Genomic DNA, 17,390 nt, shown 5'->3' on the forward strand with positions numbered 1-17,390 from the left:
GACCCCTACGGCCGGGTAGATACCTGGACTTGTTCGGAGCGCATGACGTGCGCGAAATTCGATCCCCCGTTCGAGCGTGCCGTCAAGGGCGAGTCGTGTCGCGGGGGCCCGGGTCCAGCACCGCGTAGGCGTCCCTGATCCAGTCGGTCAGCACCGGGCGGGTCTCCGCCGGGTCGATGATGTCCTCCACCAGGAACGCCTCCGCCGTGCGGAAGGGTGATCTGACCGCCTCCAGGCGTTCGGCGATCTCCGCCTTGAGCGCGGCCGCGTCCCGGCCGGCCTCGGCCAGCAGGCGTTTGAAGGCCACCTCCAGCCCGCCCTCGATCGGCAGCGATCCCCAGTCACCCGACGGCCAGGCCACCCGCAGCGTGTACCGGTCGTGGGGACGGTGGGCGGCGCCGGCGACGCCGAAGACGCGGCGGACCAGGACCGAGGCCCACGGGACCGTGGACTGGTAGACGGCGGCCAGCGCGCGGGCGCCCCGCCGGATCGTGCCGGCCTTCTCCGCCGCCGTGCCGATGACGAAGCCCGGCTGGTCCACCAGATGCACGACCGGCAGGTGGAAGGTCTCCGCCAGGTCCACGAACCTGGCCATCTTGTCCGCGCCCTGGGCGGTCATGCCGCCGCCGTAGACGCGCGGGTCCGAGGCGAGCACCGCCACGGGGTGGCCGTCCAGCCGGGCCAGGGCCGTGATCAGCGACGGGGCGAAGCGCCTGCCCAGCTCCAGGACGCTCCCGGTGTCGAAGACGAGCTCCAGGATCCGGCGCATGTCATAGGGGCGGCGGCGGTCTCTGGGGACGAGGTCGCGAAGCTCGGGCGCGGTCCGGCCCGGGGCATCGGCGAAGTCCGAGGAGCCGGAGAAGCGGGAGGAGCCGGAGAAGCGGGAGGAGCCGGAGAAGCCGGAGGAGCCGGAGAAGCCGGAGGAGTCAGCGGAGCCGGAGGAGTCAGCCGAGGTGGAGGAGTCAGCGGCGCCGGAGGAGCTGGAGGAGCCGATGATCGGCGGTGGGTGCCAGGCGTTCTGGGGGAGGTAGCCGAGCACCTGGCCGGTCAGGTCGAAGGCCTCCTGCTCCGAGGCCGCGACCAGGTCCACGGTGCCCGCCGCCGCGGCGGTACGCCAGCCGCCCAGCTCCTCCTTCCCCACCCGCTCCCCCATCCCCGCCTCGACCACGGCCGGGCCGGCGATGAACACCTGCGACAGCTCCTTCACCATGATCGAGACGTGCGAGGTGACCAGCCGGGCCGCGCCGAGACCGGCGACCGGGCCCAGGGCGAGCGCGATCACCGGGACCCGCCCCAGGTTGGCCACCACTTGGTCCCAGCCGGGGTTGTAGGGGACATACGTCCGCCCGTACTCCTCCAGCTGCTTGACGCTGCCCCCGCCCCCGGTCCCGTCGATGAGCCTGATGAGCGGCACCCGCATCTCGCCCGCCATCCGCTCGGCCAGGATCTGCTTCTCGTGGATCGCGGCGTCGGCGGCTCCGCCGCGCACGGTGAAGTCGTCGCCGCAGACCACCACCCGCCGCCCGCCGATGCGGGCCCTGCCGATGATCACGTTGGACGGGGTGAAGCCGTCCTCGGTGGCATGACCGGCGAGGGCGCCGACCTCCTGCCAGCCGTCCGTCAACGCCGCGAGGCGTTCGCGGACGGTGAGCCGGCCGCTCGCGTGCTGGCGGGCGACGCGGTCCGCGCCGCCCATGCGCTCGGCCTGTTCCTTGCGGCGTTCGAGTTCGGCGAGCTCGGGGTCCCACACGAGGCGCTCCTCTCCACGGCATACCGGCTGGTCGGTACGCCACTAGAGTCTAGAGCCGGTAGTCGAAGGTGTAGGAGTGGCCGCCGTCCGGGGCGATGACGATGTCCATCTCGCCCCTGAGGCCGCGCAGCTCGCCCGTCGCCGAGTCCGGCACGACCGAGATGCGCAGCGACTGCTCGCCCTCGTCGCTCACCGCGTTGTGCTGCACGACGAAGCCGCCCGAGCGGCCGTCCAGGGTCCCCTCGACGCGCTCGAGCGCCACGTACGAGCGCGAGCTCTCCACCGGCGTCGTGGCCACGAGGAGGGTGACCACGCTGGTGCCGGTCAGGTCTCCGTGAAAGGTCTTGGACATGGTGACGAGCCCCAGAGTGACGCCGTCGCGGTCGTCGTAGGGGGCTTGGCGTCCCAGTCGGCGGTGTCGAAGGTTCCCTTGGCAATCATGGGGACCATGGTGACGGGGATACCTGTCAGGGGACGTCACGTACCGGCGAGGCGTTCCACGACCGGCGCGAAGGCGTCCAGATACTGGGCGTTGACCGAGACGTAGGAGACGCCGAGCCGGTCCCTGCGCCGCCGCAGGACGTCGGCCATCTCGTCCGGCGTGCCCCTGAGCACGCCGGTGGCGCTCGCGTCGAGTGAGCCGAGCCAGGCGGGCGGCTCGGCGCCGGCGGCCGCCAGGTTCATGCCGAGCTCCAGGTCGTGGAACCGGTCACCGGCCAGCTCGTACAGTTCGTCCAGTTTGGCCGCCGCCTGATCCTCGGTGTAGTGCGGCGGCACGCCGAGCGCGATCGTGTCGGCCTTGGCCGCGGCCAGCGTGAGCAGCCTGGTGCCGGCCGCGGCGACCAGGATCCGCGCGTCCTTGACGGCGTCGATGGTCTCGGTGAGCCGCTCGATGCGCTCGCTCGGCGTGCCGAACCTGACGCCCAGTTCGGCGGCGTCCCGCTCGGCGTCCGGGCGGCCGGCGCCCAGGCCGAGCTCGAACCGGCCGCCGCTGAGGGTCTGCAGGGTGGTGGTCTCCCACGCGACGGCGCGCGGCGTGCGGTTGGCGACGCTCAGCACGTACGTGCCGACGTGCAGCCTCCTCGTCACCGCGGCGGCCGCCGCGGCGGCACTGAACGGCGAGAACGTGCCGAGCGTGTCGGGCACCAGCAGCGTGGCGTAGCCGTGGTCCTCGGCCCGGCGGGCCAGGCCGGACCACGCGCCGGCGTCGGGGGCTTGTCCGGCGACCGCGCCGAACCTGAACGGGTGATCGGTCATGCCCCCAACGATCGTCCACCGGCCGTACCCGGCACATCGTCCCCCGGGGCGGTGAACGGGTACATCCGGGGGCGCAGCCCTCCCCGGCGTGCTACTCCCCCAGAAGTATCCGGGTGAAGTCGTTGCCGAACTTGCCCGCCGGGTCCAGCGTCTCGACCAGCGAGCGGAAGCGCTCGGGGCAGGACGGCCACCGGGTGAACAGCTTGCCCCAGTGCGGGCGCGGGTCGAACGGCGTCAGCGTCTCCTCCACCAGCTCCAGCACCGGCAGGACCCCGGAGAGGTCCTTCACCCAGGTGAAGTGGATGCCGACGCTGTCGCGCCCGTGGAAGGGGCTGAGCCACAGGTCGTCGGCGGCGATGGTGCGCACCTCGGAGATCTGCAGCACCGGCCGGATGCGCTCGCCGATCGCGTACAGCTCGCGCAGCGCCTTGACCGCGTGCTCCCGCGGCAGGATCAGCTCCGACTGCAGCTCGTCGCCCGCGCCGCTCGGCTCGAAGTCGGGGCGGAAGTGCGGCAGCCGCTCGTGCCAGGGACCGGGCACGCCGAGCTGGAGGGTGCAGCTGTCGGCGGGCATGGTCGGCAGCGGGTGGCGCGGGCGGTCGGCGGGGCGGGTGCCGTACCAGTCGGGGCTGGTCAGCTCCTCGGTGCGCTTCAGCCAGACGCGGGTCTCGCGCCAGTCGGTGAACAGGCTGACGCTGTAGCCGCTCGCCATGATCTCGTCGAAGTCGGCGAGCGCGTCGGTGGACAGGCCCTCGCGGACGTACTGGCGCACCTCGAAGGCGGGGACCAGGTCGAGCGTCAGCGAGGTGACGACGCCGAGCGCGCCCAGCGCCACCACCGCGCCGGGGAAGTCGGCGTCGCCGCGCGCCAGGGTCAGCGTCGAGCCGTCGGCGGTGACCAGGTCGACCGCCGACACGGCGGCGGCCAGGCCGGGGATCTTGTCACCCGAGCCGTGCGTGCCGGTCGCTACCGAGCCGGCGACGGAGATGTGCGGCAGCGAGGCCATGTTCGCCAGCGCGAGGCCGCGCTCGTTGAGGAGGGGCGCCAGCCGCGCGTACGTCATGCGCGCCGGGACCCGCGCCTTCGCCGCCGCGCTGTCGATCTCCACCTCGTCCGGCATCCGGTCGAGGACCACGAGGTCGCCGGTGGTGTCCGCGACGTCGTTGAACGAGTGGCCGCTCCCCAGCGCCCGGACTCGGGGACTGGCCGCGACGAGCCGCCGGAGCTCGTCGAGCGAGGTCGGATGATGAACGTCTCGCGCCCGAAATGCGGTGTTTCCCGCCCAATTGGTCAGCGTCACGGCCTTACCTTCCCACAAACCCACCTTGTCAGCCCCTACAGGGACACCCCCGCGCGCCCTGAACCGAGGAAGAATCCTCCTTGCCAGCCCGACGGCGGTACCGCTAGTTTCATGAGCCGCTGACGGAGGTGCGCCGTGATCTATCTGTACGAGGCCATCGGCCTCGTCACGCTCGTGCTCTGGCTCTACTGCCTGTTCGATGTGATCACCACGCCGGACCCGCTCTGCCGGAACCTGCCGAAGGTCCTCTGGGTGATCGTCGTCCTGCTGGCCCCGCTGATCGGCTCGATCGCCTGGCTGGTGGCGGGCCGGCCGGAGCGGTCGCGGGCGGCCACCCAGCCCAGCGCGTTCCCGGAGTACGACCGCCCGGGCCGCTTCGCCGCCACCAATCCCGATGACGACGAGGAGTTCCTGCGCCGCTGCCGCGAGCGCGCCGAGGAGCAGCGCAGGAACGCCCCGAAGAAACCCGCCGAGGACGACTAGAGCCCCTGGGCCAGGCGGTAGTACGCCTGGTTCCAGCGCAGCTCCTTGGCGAACCGCTCGGTCGTCGTGTCGGCGTCGATGATCAGCAGCTCCACACCCAGCATCTCCGCCAGGTCGGTCAGCTCCCCGCGGCCGACCGCCGTCGACAGCACGGTGTGGTGCGGGGCGCCCGCCGTGAGCCACGACTCCGTGGAGGTGCGGAAGTCGGGGCGGGGACGCCAGACCGCGCGGGCCACCGGCAGCTTGGGCAGCGGCTGGGGCGGCGCCACGAGGTCGATCTCGTTGGCCACCAGGCGGAACCTGTCGCCCATGTCGGCCAGGCCGACGACGATGCCGGGCCCCGGCTCGGCGTCGAACACCAGCCGGACCGGGTCCTCCCGATTGCCGATGCCCAGCGGGTGGATCTCGCACGACGGCGTGCCTGCCGCGATGGACGGGCAGACCTCCAGCATGTGCGCGCCCAGGATGAGCTCCTGGCCGGGCGTCAGGTCGTAGGTGTAGTCCTCCATGAAGGAGGTGCCGCCGTCCGGCGCCATCGCCTTGAGCGTGCGCAGGAGCACCGAGGTCTTCCAGTCGCCCTCGCCGCCGAAGCCGTACCCGTCGGCCATGAGCCGCTGCACGGCCAGGCCGGGGAGCTGGCGCAGGCCGCCGAGGTCCTCGAAGTTCGTGGTGAACGCCTTGTAGCCGCCGGACTCGAGGAAGCCCCGCAGGCCGAGCTCGATCCTGGCCGCGTAACGCAGTGACTCGTTGCGCTCGCCGAGCAGCTCGGGGGCGACCTCGTACTGCTCCGCGTATTCCTTGACCAGGGCGGAGACGTCGGCGTCGGAGGCGGCGTCCACGGCCTCGACCAGGTCGTTGACGCCGTAGGTGTTGACCGAGACGCCGAAGCGCAGCTGCGCCTCGACCTTGTCACCCTCGGTGACGGCCACGTCACGCATGTTGTCGCCGAAGCGCACGAGCTTGAGCGTGCGGACCTCGGCCAGGCCCTTGGCGGCCCGCACCCAGGTCATGATGCGCTCGGCCACCGACGGGTCGCTGACGTGCCCTGCCACGGTCTTGCGCGGCACGCCCACGCGGGCCTGCACGTGGCCGAACTCGCGGTCGCCGTGCGCGGCCTGGTTGAGGTTCATGAAGTCCATGTCGATGGTGGCCCACGGCAGCTCGACATTGGCCTGGGTGTGCAGGTGCAGCAGCGGCTTGCGCAGCGCGTCGAGGCCGGCGATCCACATCTTGGCCGGGGAGAACGTGTGCATCCACGTGATCACACCGGCGCACGAGTCGTCCGCGTTGGCCTCGAGCATGATCCGCCGGATCGCGGCGGCGTCGGTCAGCACGGGCTTCCACTCGACGGGGACGGGCAGCTGCTCGGCGATGCGCTGCGACTGCTCGGCCACCTGACGCAGCGTGCCCTCGCCGTACAGCCCCTGGCTGCCGGTCAGAAACCAGATCTTCAACGCGGGCTCCTCTGTCCGTAGACGTTCTGATAGCGGTCGTAGAGGCGGTCGATGTCGTCCTGCGCGATGGGCAGCGGCGTGCCGAGCTGGCGGGCCACGTGCACGGTACGCGCGACGTCCTCGCACATCACGGCCGCCTTCACCGCGGCCTTCGGGTCCTTGCCGATCGTGAACACGCCGTGGTTCTGCATGAGCACGGCCTTGGAGCGGTGGCCCTTGAGCGTCTCGACGATGCCCTGGCCGATGGAGTCGTCGCCGATCAGGGCGAACGGCCCGATCGGGATCTCGCCGCCGAACTCGTCGGCCATCGCGGTCAGCACGCACGGGATGGCCTCGCCGCGGGCGGCCCAGGCCGAGGCGTAGGTGGAGTGGGTGTGCACGACGCCGCCGACGTCGGGCATGTTGCGGTAGACGTACGCGTGCGCGGCGGTGTCGCTGGACGGCGCGTGCTCCCCCTCCACCAGGTTGCCGTCGAGATCGCACACGACCATGTTCTCCGGCGTCAGCTCGTCGTAGGAGACCCCGGAGGGCTTGATGACGAAGAGGTCCTCGCCCGGGATCCTGCCGGAAACGTTTCCAGCAGTCCAGACGACCAAGTTGTACCGGACCAGCTCGGCATGGAGGTCGGCGACGATCTTTCTCATGCTTGGGCCTCGTTCCTGATCGCGCGCAGCGTGTGCAGCATCTGTCCGTCTCCGAAGAAGTCGTGGAGCCTGCGGTACTCGGCGTAGAGCCGGTCGTAGGCGTCGGCGCGGGCCTCGTCGGGCACGTACGCGTTCTCGGTGCGCTTGCCCATGGCCGCGGCGGCCTCCTCGATGCTCGTGTAGGCGCCGGCGGCGACGGCCGCGTGGATGGCCGAGCCGAGCGCGGGCCCCTGGTCGGAGCCGATGACCGACAGCGGGCGGCGCAGCACGTCGGCGTAGATCTGCATGAGGAAGGGGTTCTTCAGCAGGCCGCCGGCCACGACGAACTCCTCGACGGGCACGCCGGACTTCTCGAACGTCTCCACGATCATGCGTGCGCCGTACGCGGTGGACTCGATGAGGGCCCGGTAGACGTCCTCCGGCTTGGTGGCCAGGGTCTGGCCGACGATCACGCCGGAGAGGTTGTGGTCCACGAGCACCGAGCGGTTGCCGCCGAACCAGTCGAGCGCGACGAGGCCGTGCTGGCCCACCGTCTGCTTCTCGGCCAGCGCCGTGAGCTGGTCGTGCCCCTCGGCGCCGAAGTTGTCCACGAACCAGGCGAAGATGTCGCCCACCGCCGACTGACCGGCCTCGTAACCCCACAGGCCGGGGACGACGCCGTCCTTGACCACGCCGCACATGCCGGGCACCTCGGCGAGCTGGTCGCTGGGCATGACGTGGCAGGTGGAGGTGCCCATGATGGCCACCATCTGGCCGGGGCGCACGGCGTCGGCGGCGGCGTTGGTGACGTGGGCGTCCACGTTGCCGACGGCCACGGCGACGCCCTCGGGCAGGCCCGTCCACGCGGCGGCCTGGGCGGTCAGGCGGCCGGCGAGACCGCCGAGCGGGGCCACCGTGACATCCCCCACCTTCTCGCCGACCTGGCCGGTGGCGAGCTTGCCGACGAAGCCGGCGAAGCCGGGGTTGAGCTCGGCGAGGAACTCCTCCGACGGGTACTGGCCGTCCTGGAAGATGCCCTTGTAGCCGACCGTGCAGATGTTGCGGCTCTCGACGCCGGTGAGCTGCCAGATGATCCAGTCGGCGGCCTCGATCCAGCGCTCGGCCCTGGCGTAGACGTCGGGGGCCTCCTCCAGCAGTTGCAGGCCCTTGGCGAACTCCCACTCGGAGGAGATCTTGCCGCCGTAGCGGGGCAGCCAGCTCTCCCCCCGGCGCGCGGCCAGCTCGTTGATCCGGTCGGCATGCGGCTGGGCGGCGTGGTGCTTCCACAGCTTGGGCCAGGCGTGCGGCAGCTCGGGGGTCTCGAAGCAGAGCGGCGTGCCGTCCGCCGTGGTCGGCAGCACAGTGCAGGCGGTGAAGTCGGTGCCGACGCCGATGACCTGCGCCGGGTCGACGCCGGCGGCCGCGATCGCCTGCGGGACGGCGATCTTGAGCACGTCGATCCAGTCCTGCGGCGACTGCAGCGCCCAGTCCGGGCCCAGCTTCACGTCCGAGCCGGGAAGGGTGTGCTCGATGACGCGGTGGCTGTATTCATGGACGGCGCTGCCCAGCTCGGCGCCGTCGCTCACGCGCACGACCACGGCACGCCCTGACAGCGTGCCGTAGTCGACTCCGACCACGTAATTGTTAGCGTTCACATTGAACTCCAGGGGATTTCCGGGGCATGCCAATCATCTACGGGCAGGGTCCTGTACTCGACCTCACCACAAAGCCGGGCCGTACGACCAGACGCTCGTACGCGGAGGCCTCCACGTCGATCTGCCGCAGCAGGACCTCGATGCAGTGCCTGCCCACCACGTCGAAGTCCTGCCTGACCGTGGTGAGCGGCGGCGAGAAGAACTCGGACTCGGGGATGTCGTCGAAGCCCACCACGCTGATCTGCTCAGGGACCCGCACGCCCAGCTCGCTGAGCGCGCGCAGCACGCCGAGCGCCATCTGGTCGTTGCCGGCGAACACGGCCGTGACGCCGTCCATGGAGGCCAGGCTCTTGCCCGCCTCGTAGCCGGCACGCGGGCTCCAGTCGCCGGTCAGCGGCTCGGGCACCGGCCGGCCCGCCTCCTCCAGGGCGGCGCGCCAGCCCTCGAGCCGGCCCTCGGTCTCCATCCAGTCCGGTGGGCCGCTGACGTGCCAGACCGTCTCGTGCCCCAGCTCCAGCAGGTGCCGGGTGGCGAGCTTGGCGCCCGCGCTCTGGTCGATGCACACCACCGACACGTCGGCCTCGTGCTGGGTGCCTTCGACCGCCACCGCCGGCAGGCCGGCCGGAAGGCTCTCGAGGGCGCGCGAGGCCGACAGCTGCGGCGCGACCACCACGACCCCGTCCACGCCCTGCTCGGCGAGGTAGTCGATGGCGTCGCGCACGCTGTCGGCGTCGATCGTCTTGAGGCTCACCATGCTGACGAAGTAGCCCGCGGTCCTGGCCGCCTGCTCGATGCCGTAGATGGTGCTGGCGGGGCCGTACAGCGTGGTGTCGAAGCTCACCACGCCGAGCGTCCTCGAGCGCTTGGTGACCAGAGCGCGGGCGACCAGGTTGCGCCGGTAGCCCAGCCGGGTGATCGCCGCCTCCACCCGCGCCCGGGTGTCGGCCCGGACGTTGGGGTGGTCGTTGAGCACCCGGGAGACCGTCTGATGCGACACGCCTGCCTCCCTGGCCACGTCAGCCATGACCGGGAGGCGACGTTTGGGGGTGGTCACGGTCTCTCCTTTCGCCGGGCGTTGGGGATCTTACCTACCGAGAGGCACCTGCCCGGCGCTTGGTCCACACGTCGAAGGCGACGGCCGCCAGAAGCACCGCGCCCTTGACGAGCATGACCCGTTCGCTCGGGGAGCCGATCAAGGACATGCCGTTGTTGATGACCGCCATGATGAGACCGCCGGTGATCGCGCCGACCACCTTGCCGACGCCGCCCTGCACGGCCGCGCCGCCGATGAAGGCCGCGGCGATGGCGTCCAGCTCGAAGCTGTTGCCCGCCGTGGGACCCGCCTGGTTGAGCCGGCCGGCGAAGATGATGCCGGCGATGGCCGACAGCACGCCCATGTTGACGAAGATCCAGAAGACGACCGACTTGACCTTCACGCCGGACATGACGGCCGCCTGGAGGTTGCCGCCGATGGCGTAGATCTGCCGGCCGAAGACCGTGCGGTTGGCCATCAGCGAGTACGCCAGCACGAGGATCGCCAGCAGCACGAGCACCCATGGCAGGTTCTTGAAGCGGGCGAGCTGCACGACCAGGAAGAGGATCAGCGCGGCGCCCGCGGCCATCTTGAGCACGAACAGCCCCATCGGCTCGACGGACTGGCCGTAACCCTTGCGGGCGTTGCGGGTGCGCCACTGCGCGGACACCATGCCGGCGATGGCCACGATGCCGATCAGCAGGCTGAACAGGTCGGCGCCGCCGAGCGGGCCGAGCCCGATGTTGCCCAGGTACCCGTTCGTGAAGCCGTTGGCCAGCGTGCGGACCTGGTCAGGGAACGGGCCGATGCCCTGGTTGCCGAGCACGGTCATGGTGAGCGCCCGGAACAGCAGCATGCCGGCCAGCGTCACGATGAACGCCGGGATGCCGAAGTACGCGATCCAGTAACCCTGCCAGGCCCCGATCAGCGCACCGGCCACGAGCGTGACGAGCAGCGCCAGCGGCCACGGCCAGCCCATGTTCACCATGAGCACGGCCGCCAGGGCTCCGGTGACCGCGACCACCGAGCCGACCGACAGGTCGATGTGCCCGGCGATGATGATCAGGATCATCCCGATCGCGAGGATCAGGACGTAGGAGTTCTGGACGATGATGTTGGAGATGTTCTGCGGCTCGAGCATGGCGCCGTCGGTCAGCACCGAGAAGAGCACGACGATCAGCGCGAACGCGATGTAGATACCGCTCGATCGCAGGTTGAGCGACAGTCCGCCAAGCGACACCCGGCCCGGCTGCCGTGGCGCTCCCCCGTCGCCCTTGGCACCGACCTTTTTCACGTCGGCGGGCGTGATGCTGCTCATGAGAGCTACTCCTGTCCCTTGGTCATGAGGTACATGAGGCGTTCCTGCGTGGCCTCCTGGCGCGGCACCTCGCCGGTGATGCGCCCCTCAGAGAGCGTGTAGATGCGGTCGCACAGGCCAAGCAGCTCAGGCAACTCAGAAGAGATCACCAGAACGGCCTTGCCCTGGTCGGCCAGGCGGTTGATGATCGTGTAAATCTCGTACTTGGCGCCGACGTCGATGCCCCGGGTGGGCTCGTCGAGGATGAGGACGTCCGGCTCGGTCAGGATCCACTTGGAGAGCACGACCTTCTGCTGGTTGCCGCCGCTCAGCTTGCCCACGACGGCGTCGACGCTGGGCGCCTTGATGTTCATGCTCTTGTGGAACTGCTCGGCGACCCGGTATTCCTCGTGCTCGTTGACCCACCCGCGCTTGGCCAGGCCCTTGAGGCCGGCCGCGCTGATGTTGCGCTTGATGTCCTCGATGAGGTTGAGCCCGTACCGCTTGCGGTCCTCGGTGGCGTAGGCGATGCCGTACTTGATCGCGTCCTGGACGTTGCGGATCTCGACCGGCTTGCCGTCCTTGAAGATCTTGCCGGAGATGTGCACGCCGTACGTCCGCCCGAACACGCTCATCGCCAGCTCGGTGCGCCCGGCGCCCATGAGGCCTGCCAGACCCACGATCTCACCGCGGCGCAGCGTGAGGGAGGCCCCGTCGACCACCTTCCGGTCTGGCTGGCTGGGGCTGTAGACCGTCCAGTCCTCGATGCGCAGTGCCTCCTCGCCGATGGTCGGCTCGTGCGGCGGGAAGCGGTTGTCGAGGGCGCGGCCGACCATGCCGGAGATGATGCGGTCCTCGGTCACCTGGCCGCTCGCCATCTCGAGGGTCTCGATGGTCCGGCCGTCGCGGATGATCGTGACGGCGTCGGCGATCGCGATGACCTCGTTGAGCTTGTGCGAGATGATCACGCACGTGATGCCCTCGTCCCGGAGGCCGCGCAGCAGGTCCAGCAGGTGGGCTGAGTCGTCGTCGTTGAGCGCGGCGGTCGGCTCGTCGAGGATGAGGAGCTTGACCTCCTTCGACAGGGCCTTGGCGATCTCGACGAGCTGCTGCTTGCCCACGCCGATGTCGGAGATCGGCGTCGTCGGGTTCTCGCGCAGGCCGACCCGCTTCATCAGCTCGTCGGCCTCGTAGTTGGTGCGGTTCCAGTCGATGAGACCGCGCTTGGCACGCTCGTTGCCGAGGAAGATGTTCTCAGCGATCGACAGCTGCGGGCTGAGGGCCAGCTCCTGGTGGATGATGACGATGCCGGCGTGCTCGCTGTCGCGGATGCCGCTGAACTCGCATCGCTTGCCCTCGAAGGTGATCTCACCTTCGTACTCGCCGTGCGGGTAGACCCCGGACAGCACCTTCATCAGCGTCGACTTGCCCGCGCCGTTCTCACCGCAGATCGCGTGGATCTCGCCCCGCCGGACGGACAGGTTGACGTCCTGCAGCGCCTTGACGCCGGGGAACGTCTTGGTGATCCCGCTCATCCGCAAGATGTGCTCGGTCATATGCCCCTCGCTCAGGGAGACGCCCCCGGGGACCGGCGGTCCCCGGGGGCGAAGTCCCTTACTTGAGCTGGTCCTCGGTGTAGTAGTTGCTGCCGACGAGGATTTCCTGGTAGTTGGACTTGTCCACGATCACCGACTCGAGCAGGTACGACGGGACGACCTTGTTGCCGTTGTCGTAGTCCTTCTCGTTGTTGACCTCGGGCTTCTGGCCCTTGAGCACGGAGTCGGCCATCTTCACCGTCTGCTCGGCGAGCTTGCGGGTGTCCTTGAAGATGGTGGAGTACTGCTCATCGGCGATGATCGACTTGACCGACTGGAGCTCGGCGTCCTGGCCGGTCACGATCGGGTACGGCTTGCCGTAGCCGGAGCTCTTCAGCGCCGACAGGATGCCGATGGACAGGCCGTCGTACGGGGAGAGCACGCCGTCGACCTTCTTGCCGCCGGTGTAGGTCTTGGTGAGGATGTCCTCCATGCGCTTCTGCGCCGTGGCGGGGTCCCACCGCAGGATGGCGGCCTGCTTGAAGTCGGTCTGGCCGCTCGCGACCTTGAGGGTGCCGTCGTCGATCTTCGGCTGGAGCACCGACATGGCGCCGTTCCAGAAGAACGTGGCGTTGTTGTCGTCCGGCGAGCCGGCGAACAGCTCGACGTTGAACGGGCCCTTCTTGCCCTCCTCGACGCCGAGACCCTTGAGCAGCGAGGTGGCCTGCTGCACACCGACCTTGAAGTTGTCGAAGGTGGCGTAGTAGTCGACGTTCGGGCTGTTGCGGATGAGCCGGTCGTAGGCGATGACGGGGATCTTGTTGTCGGCGGCCTGCTGCAGCTGCGAGGTGATCGCCGTGCCGTCGATCGAGGCGATGATCAGGAGCTTGGCGCCCTTGGTGATCTGGTTCTCGATCTGGTTGGCCTGGGTCGGGATGTCGTTCTCCGCGTACTGGAGGTCGACCTTGTAGCCCAGCGCCTCGAGCTGCTTCTTGACGTTGTCACCGTCGCTGATCCAGCGCTCCGACGACTTGGTGGGCATGGTCACGCCGACCAGCGAGCCGGCGGGGCCGGCAGCCGCCGACTGGGATGCCTGGACATCGACCGTCTTCTGGCTGGAGCCGCAGGCCGTCATGGTCGCGGCGAGCGCGATGGCCGACACCACGCCCCCGATTCGTCCCAACCTCATGTGATTCTCCTTGCGATGGGGGTCGCGGCAGCGCTGGGGTGCGGCGGCTGCCGTCGGAGTGACGAAATCCGATTACGGAACGTGAAGAATCAGAACAAAGTTCACGTTCGCTTCTCGCCGATTGTTATCGCTAACAATAGGGATGTCAACGTCAGGGTATAACCACGCGGAAACGTTCAGGTAACGCTCATGGGCAGGTCAACGACGGGTTCTGGCCGAGAACAGCCGCTGGAGCAAAATGAAGACGAAGAGCAACAATCCGATGAAGATCTTCGTCCACCATGAACTGAGCGTGCCCTCGAAACTGATGATCGTTTGGATCAGGCCGAGAACGAGCACACCGAGCACGGTGCCGAGCAGGAAACCAGTGCCGCCGGTCAGCAGCGTCCCGCCGATGACGACCGCCGCGATCGCGTCCAGCTCCATGCCCACGGCGTGCAGGCCGTAGCCGGAGAGCATGTAGAACGACAGCAGCACCCCGCCGAGCGCGGAGCAGAACCCGCTGATCGTGTAGACCGTGACCTTCGTGCGCGCCACGGGCAGCCCCATCAGCAGCGCCGACTGCTCGCTGCCGCCGGTGGCGTAGACCGCCCGGCCGAAACGGGTGTAGTGCAGCACATACGCCGCCACGCCCACGACCACCAGCGCGATGACCACGCTGGGAGAGATCCACATGTCCGCGAACAGGTCGATCCGCGTCTGCGCGAACGCCGTGAAGGTCGGGTCCTCGATCGGGATCGAATCGGTCCCGATCGTGTAACACAGCCCCCGGGCCAGGAACATGCCCGCCAGCGTCACGATGAACGGCTGGATGTCGAAGGCGTGGATGATGTAGCCCATCACCAGCCCGAGCCCGGAGCCGATGAGCAGCACCAGCGGCACCACCAGGTACGGCGGCCAGCCCGGCCCCGCCATCAGGCTTGCCGAGATCATCGTGGACAACGCCACCACCGAACCCACCGACAGGTCGATGCCGCCGGTGAGGATGACGAACGTCATCCCGACCGCCACGACCAGCAGGAACCCGTTGTCGATGAAGACGTTGAGAATGATCTGCCCGGTGGCGAAGCCCTCGTAGCGGATGCCGCCCACCAAGAACATCGCCACGAACAGGCACCCGGTCACGAGGACCGGCAGATACTTGGCCGGGACGGAGGTCCGGCCCAGCGTCAATGTCGTCATGCGGTCACCCGCACCTTCTCCTCGGCCGCCGGGCTCGGCGGAGCGGTCCGCCCGCGCCGGCGGAACACCTTCGCGCGGAAGGACGGGGACTGGATGAGGCAGACGGCCGTCACGACCAGCGCCTTGAACAGCAGCGTGGTCTCCGGCGGCACGCCGATCGAGTAGATCGTCGTGGTCAGCGTCTGAATGATCAGCGCGCCCAGCACGGTGCCGCTCAGCGAGAACCGCCCGCCGGACAGCGACGTGCCGCCGATCACGACGGCCAGGATGGCGTCCAGCTCGATCCACAGGCCGGCGTTGTTGCCGTCGGCGCTGGAGACGTTCGAGCTGATCATCAGCCCGGCGACGCCCGCGCACAGGGCCGCGAACGCGTACACCATGATGATGATCCCGCGCGACCTGATGCCCGCGAGCCTGCTGGCCTCGGCGTTGCCGCCGACGGACTCGATCAGCATGCCGAGCGCCAGCCGCCGGGTCAGGAACGCGGTGATCCCGAGCACGATGATCACGAGGATGACGCTGAACGGCAGGGTCAGCCAGTAGCCGCCGCCGATCAGCTTGTACTCGGGGCTGTTGATGGTGATGATCTGTCCGTCGGTGATGAGCTGGGCCAGGCCCCGCCCGGCCACCATGAGGATGAGCGTGGCGATGATCGGCTGGATGCCGACCGCGGCGACCAGGAACCCGTTCCAGGCCCCCAGCACCACGCTCAGCCCCAGCGCCAGCACCACTGCGGTGAACACGCTCGCGTCCTGGCTGATCTGCAGGCACGCCAGCGCGCCCGCGATCGCCACCACCGAGCCGACCGACAGGTCGATGCCGCCGGTCGCGATGACCAGCGTCATGCCGAGCGAGACCAGGATCAGCGGCGCGCCGAACCTCAGGATGTCGATCAGGCTGCCGTACAGATGGCCGTCCTTGACCTCGATCGAGAAGAAGCTGGGCGTGAAGAACACGTTCAGGACCAGCAGCAGCACGAGCACCACCACCGGCCACAGGAGCCGTCTCATGAGGTCCGGCCTCCGCTCGCGATCGTTTCCATGAGCACGTCCGTCGTCAGGGAGTCGTCGTTGGGCAGCTCGGCCACCAGCCGCCGGTCGCGCAGCACCTCGACCTTGTGGCTGAGCCGCAGCACCTCCTCCAGCTCGGCGGAGATGAACAGCACCGCCATGCCGCCGTCGGACAGCTCGGCGACCAGCCGCTGGATCTCGGTCTTGGCGCCGACGTCGATGCCGCGGGTGGGCTCGTCGAGGATGAGCAGCCTGGGCTCCAGGATGAGCCACCGGGCGAGCAGGACCTTCTGCTGGTTGCCGCCGCTGAGGTTGCGGACGAGGTGTTCGGGGTTGGGCGGGCTGATCCGCAGCGCCTTGATGTACTTGCCGACCAGCTCGTCCTGCTGCTCGCGCGGCACCGGCCTGGTCCAGCCGCGGGTGGCCTGGAGGGCCAGGATGATGTTCTCGCGGACGGTCAGGTCCGGGACGAGGCCGTCGGCCTTGCGGTTCTCCGAGCAGAACGCGATCTTGTGGGTCATGGCCGCGCGCGGCGTGCGCAGCGACGTCTGCGAGCCGCTGACGGCGATCTCGCCCGTGCCGGCGTGGTCGGCGCCGAACAGCAGCCTGGCGATCTCCGTACGGCCGGAGCCGAGCAGCCCGGCCAGGCCGACGACCTCGCCCTCGTGGATGGTCAGGCTGAACGGCTCGATGGCCCCGGCACGGCCCAGCTCTCGGGCCTCGATCAGGGGGCGGGCGAAGACCTTGGCCTCGCCGTGGAGGCGTTCGAGCGCGGCCAGCTCTTGGCCGATCATCTTGGCGACCAGCTCCACCTGAGGGAGCTCCTTGGTCAGGTATTCGCCGACCAACCGACCGTTACGAAGAATCGTCATACGGTCTGAAATTTCGTAGATCTGGTCGAGGAAGTGGGAGACGAAGAGGATGGCGATGCCCTCCTCCTTGAGCCGCCTCATCACCCTGAACAGCTGCTCGACCTCGTCCGCGTCCAGGCTGGACGTGGGCTCGTCGAGGATCAGCACGCGGGCGTCGACGTCGATGGCCCGCGCGATGGCCACCATCTGCTGGATCGCCAGCGAGTACGTCGACAGCGGCGCCGACACGTCCAGGCTCAGCTCCAGCCGCGACAGCAGCTCGTTCGCCCTGGCCCGCATGCGCTTCCAGTCGATGCGCCCGAAGCGGCGCGGCTCGCGGCCGATGAAGATGTTCTCGGCCACCGAGAGGTTCGTGCAGAGGTTGACCTCCTGGTAGACCGTGCTGATGCCGGCCTGCTGCGCCTCCAGGGGGCTGCCGAACGCGACCGTGGCGCCGCCCAGCTCGATGGTGCCCGCGTCGGCGGGGTAGACGCCGGTGAGCACCTTGATGAGGGTGGACTTGCCCGCGCCGTTCTCTCCCATGAGCGCGTGCACCTCGCCGGGGAGCAGCCGCAGGTCCACGCCGTCCAGGGCCTTCACCCCCGGAAACTGTTTGCCGATCCCGCTCATCGTCAGGACCGGCGCGGGTACCGCCATTTCGCCCCTTCCGTGTTATGTCTCGTCCCTACGCTTTCTCGGCCCCGCCGTCCAGACACCGTTTCCCCCGCACTTCGGGCTGACGTCCTCTCGGAGGCCAGGGAAAGCGCGGGG

Annotated in this window: 15 protein-coding genes; 1 reads left to right on the forward strand and 14 read right to left on the reverse strand. The window is 69.2% G+C overall.

Going from position 1 to position 17,390, the window contains the following annotated elements; translation table 11 throughout:
• Positions 1 to 82: 82 nt before the first annotated feature.
• The 4 genes from ID574_RS60905 to ID574_RS48345 all read right to left on the reverse strand — a co-directional run bounded on the left by ID574_RS60905 (position 83) and on the right by ID574_RS48345 (position 4,307).
• Positions 83 to 1,750, reverse strand: coding sequence for an acyl-CoA carboxylase subunit beta (locus ID574_RS60905; RefSeq protein WP_223167841.1), 1,668 nt, complete (start codon positions 1,748 to 1,750; stop codon positions 83 to 85).
• 49 nt (positions 1,751 to 1,799) lie between these two features.
• Entirely contained in the window at positions 1,800 to 2,102 is a 303-nt protein-coding gene (locus ID574_RS48335) for a DUF3224 domain-containing protein (RefSeq protein WP_188195819.1), read from the reverse strand.
• A 125-nt stretch (positions 2,103 to 2,227) separates the two neighbouring features.
• Positions 2,228 to 3,007, reverse strand: a complete 780-nt coding sequence (locus ID574_RS48340; protein WP_188195820.1) for an LLM class flavin-dependent oxidoreductase — start codon at positions 3,005 to 3,007, stop codon at positions 2,228 to 2,230.
• Between the two features lie 91 nt (positions 3,008 to 3,098).
• A complete protein-coding gene (locus ID574_RS48345; protein ID WP_188195821.1) occupies positions 3,099 to 4,307 on the reverse strand; it encodes an FAD-binding protein in 1,209 nt (402 codons plus the stop codon).
• Positions 4,308 to 4,442: 135 nt separating this feature from the next.
• Between ID574_RS48345 and ID574_RS48350 the strand changes: the two genes are divergently transcribed.
• Positions 4,443 to 4,790: a PLD nuclease N-terminal domain-containing protein gene (locus tag ID574_RS48350; protein WP_188195822.1), complete on the forward strand. Its 348-nt coding sequence runs from the start codon at positions 4,443 to 4,445 to the stop codon at positions 4,788 to 4,790.
• Here ID574_RS48350 and araA read toward each other — a convergent pair.
• The 10 genes from araA to ID574_RS48400 form a co-directional block, all read right to left on the reverse strand.
• Positions 4,787 to 6,244 (reverse strand): L-arabinose isomerase, encoded by a 1,458-nt coding sequence (araA, locus tag ID574_RS48355; protein ID WP_188195823.1) that lies wholly within the window; start codon positions 6,242 to 6,244, stop codon positions 4,787 to 4,789. The genes ID574_RS48350 and araA overlap by 4 nt on opposite strands.
• Positions 6,241 to 6,888, reverse strand: coding sequence for an L-ribulose-5-phosphate 4-epimerase (locus ID574_RS48360; protein ID WP_188195824.1), 648 nt, complete (start codon positions 6,886 to 6,888; stop codon positions 6,241 to 6,243). Before ID574_RS48360 ends, araA begins: the two co-directional genes overlap by 4 nt.
• The gene (gene araB / locus ID574_RS48365; RefSeq protein ID WP_188195905.1) at positions 6,885 to 8,504 is read right to left on the reverse strand and encodes a ribulokinase; all 1,620 of its coding nucleotides are present in this window, start codon (positions 8,502 to 8,504) and stop codon (positions 6,885 to 6,887) included. Before araB ends, ID574_RS48360 begins: the two co-directional genes overlap by 4 nt.
• 55 nt (positions 8,505 to 8,559) lie before the next feature.
• Positions 8,560 to 9,546, reverse strand: a complete 987-nt coding sequence (locus ID574_RS48370) for a LacI family DNA-binding transcriptional regulator (RefSeq protein ID WP_188195906.1) — start codon at positions 9,544 to 9,546, stop codon at positions 8,560 to 8,562.
• A gap of 64 nt (positions 9,547 to 9,610) precedes the next feature.
• Positions 9,611 to 10,873 carry a multiple monosaccharide ABC transporter permease gene (mmsB, locus tag ID574_RS48375; RefSeq protein WP_223167843.1) on the reverse strand — a complete coding sequence of 421 codons (1,263 nt, stop codon included), beginning with the start codon at positions 10,871 to 10,873 and terminating at the stop codon, positions 9,611 to 9,613.
• 5 nt (positions 10,874 to 10,878) lie between these two features.
• Positions 10,879 to 12,408, reverse strand: a complete 1,530-nt coding sequence (gene mmsA, locus ID574_RS48380; protein WP_188195825.1) for a multiple monosaccharide ABC transporter ATP-binding protein — start codon at positions 12,406 to 12,408, stop codon at positions 10,879 to 10,881.
• 58 nt (positions 12,409 to 12,466) lie between these two features.
• Positions 12,467 to 13,576 (reverse strand): multiple monosaccharide ABC transporter substrate-binding protein, encoded by a 1,110-nt coding sequence (gene chvE, locus ID574_RS48385; RefSeq protein WP_188195826.1) that lies wholly within the window; start codon positions 13,574 to 13,576, stop codon positions 12,467 to 12,469.
• Between the two features lie 198 nt (positions 13,577 to 13,774).
• The gene (gene yjfF / locus ID574_RS48390) at positions 13,775 to 14,758 is read right to left on the reverse strand and encodes a galactofuranose ABC transporter, permease protein YjfF (RefSeq protein WP_188195827.1); all 984 of its coding nucleotides are present in this window, start codon (positions 14,756 to 14,758) and stop codon (positions 13,775 to 13,777) included.
• Positions 14,755 to 15,768, reverse strand: a complete 1,014-nt coding sequence (locus ID574_RS48395) for an ABC transporter permease (protein WP_188195828.1) — start codon at positions 15,766 to 15,768, stop codon at positions 14,755 to 14,757. Before ID574_RS48395 ends, yjfF begins: the two co-directional genes overlap by 4 nt.
• Positions 15,765 to 17,276 (reverse strand): sugar ABC transporter ATP-binding protein, encoded by a 1,512-nt coding sequence (locus tag ID574_RS48400; protein WP_188195829.1) that lies wholly within the window; start codon positions 17,274 to 17,276, stop codon positions 15,765 to 15,767. Before ID574_RS48400 ends, ID574_RS48395 begins: the two co-directional genes overlap by 4 nt.
• Positions 17,277 to 17,390: the final 114 nt, after the last annotated feature.

This window comes from Nonomuraea sp. SYSU D8015 (genome assembly GCF_008065375.1).
Taxonomy (GTDB): Bacteria; Actinomycetota; Actinomycetes; order Streptosporangiales; family Streptosporangiaceae; genus Nonomuraea.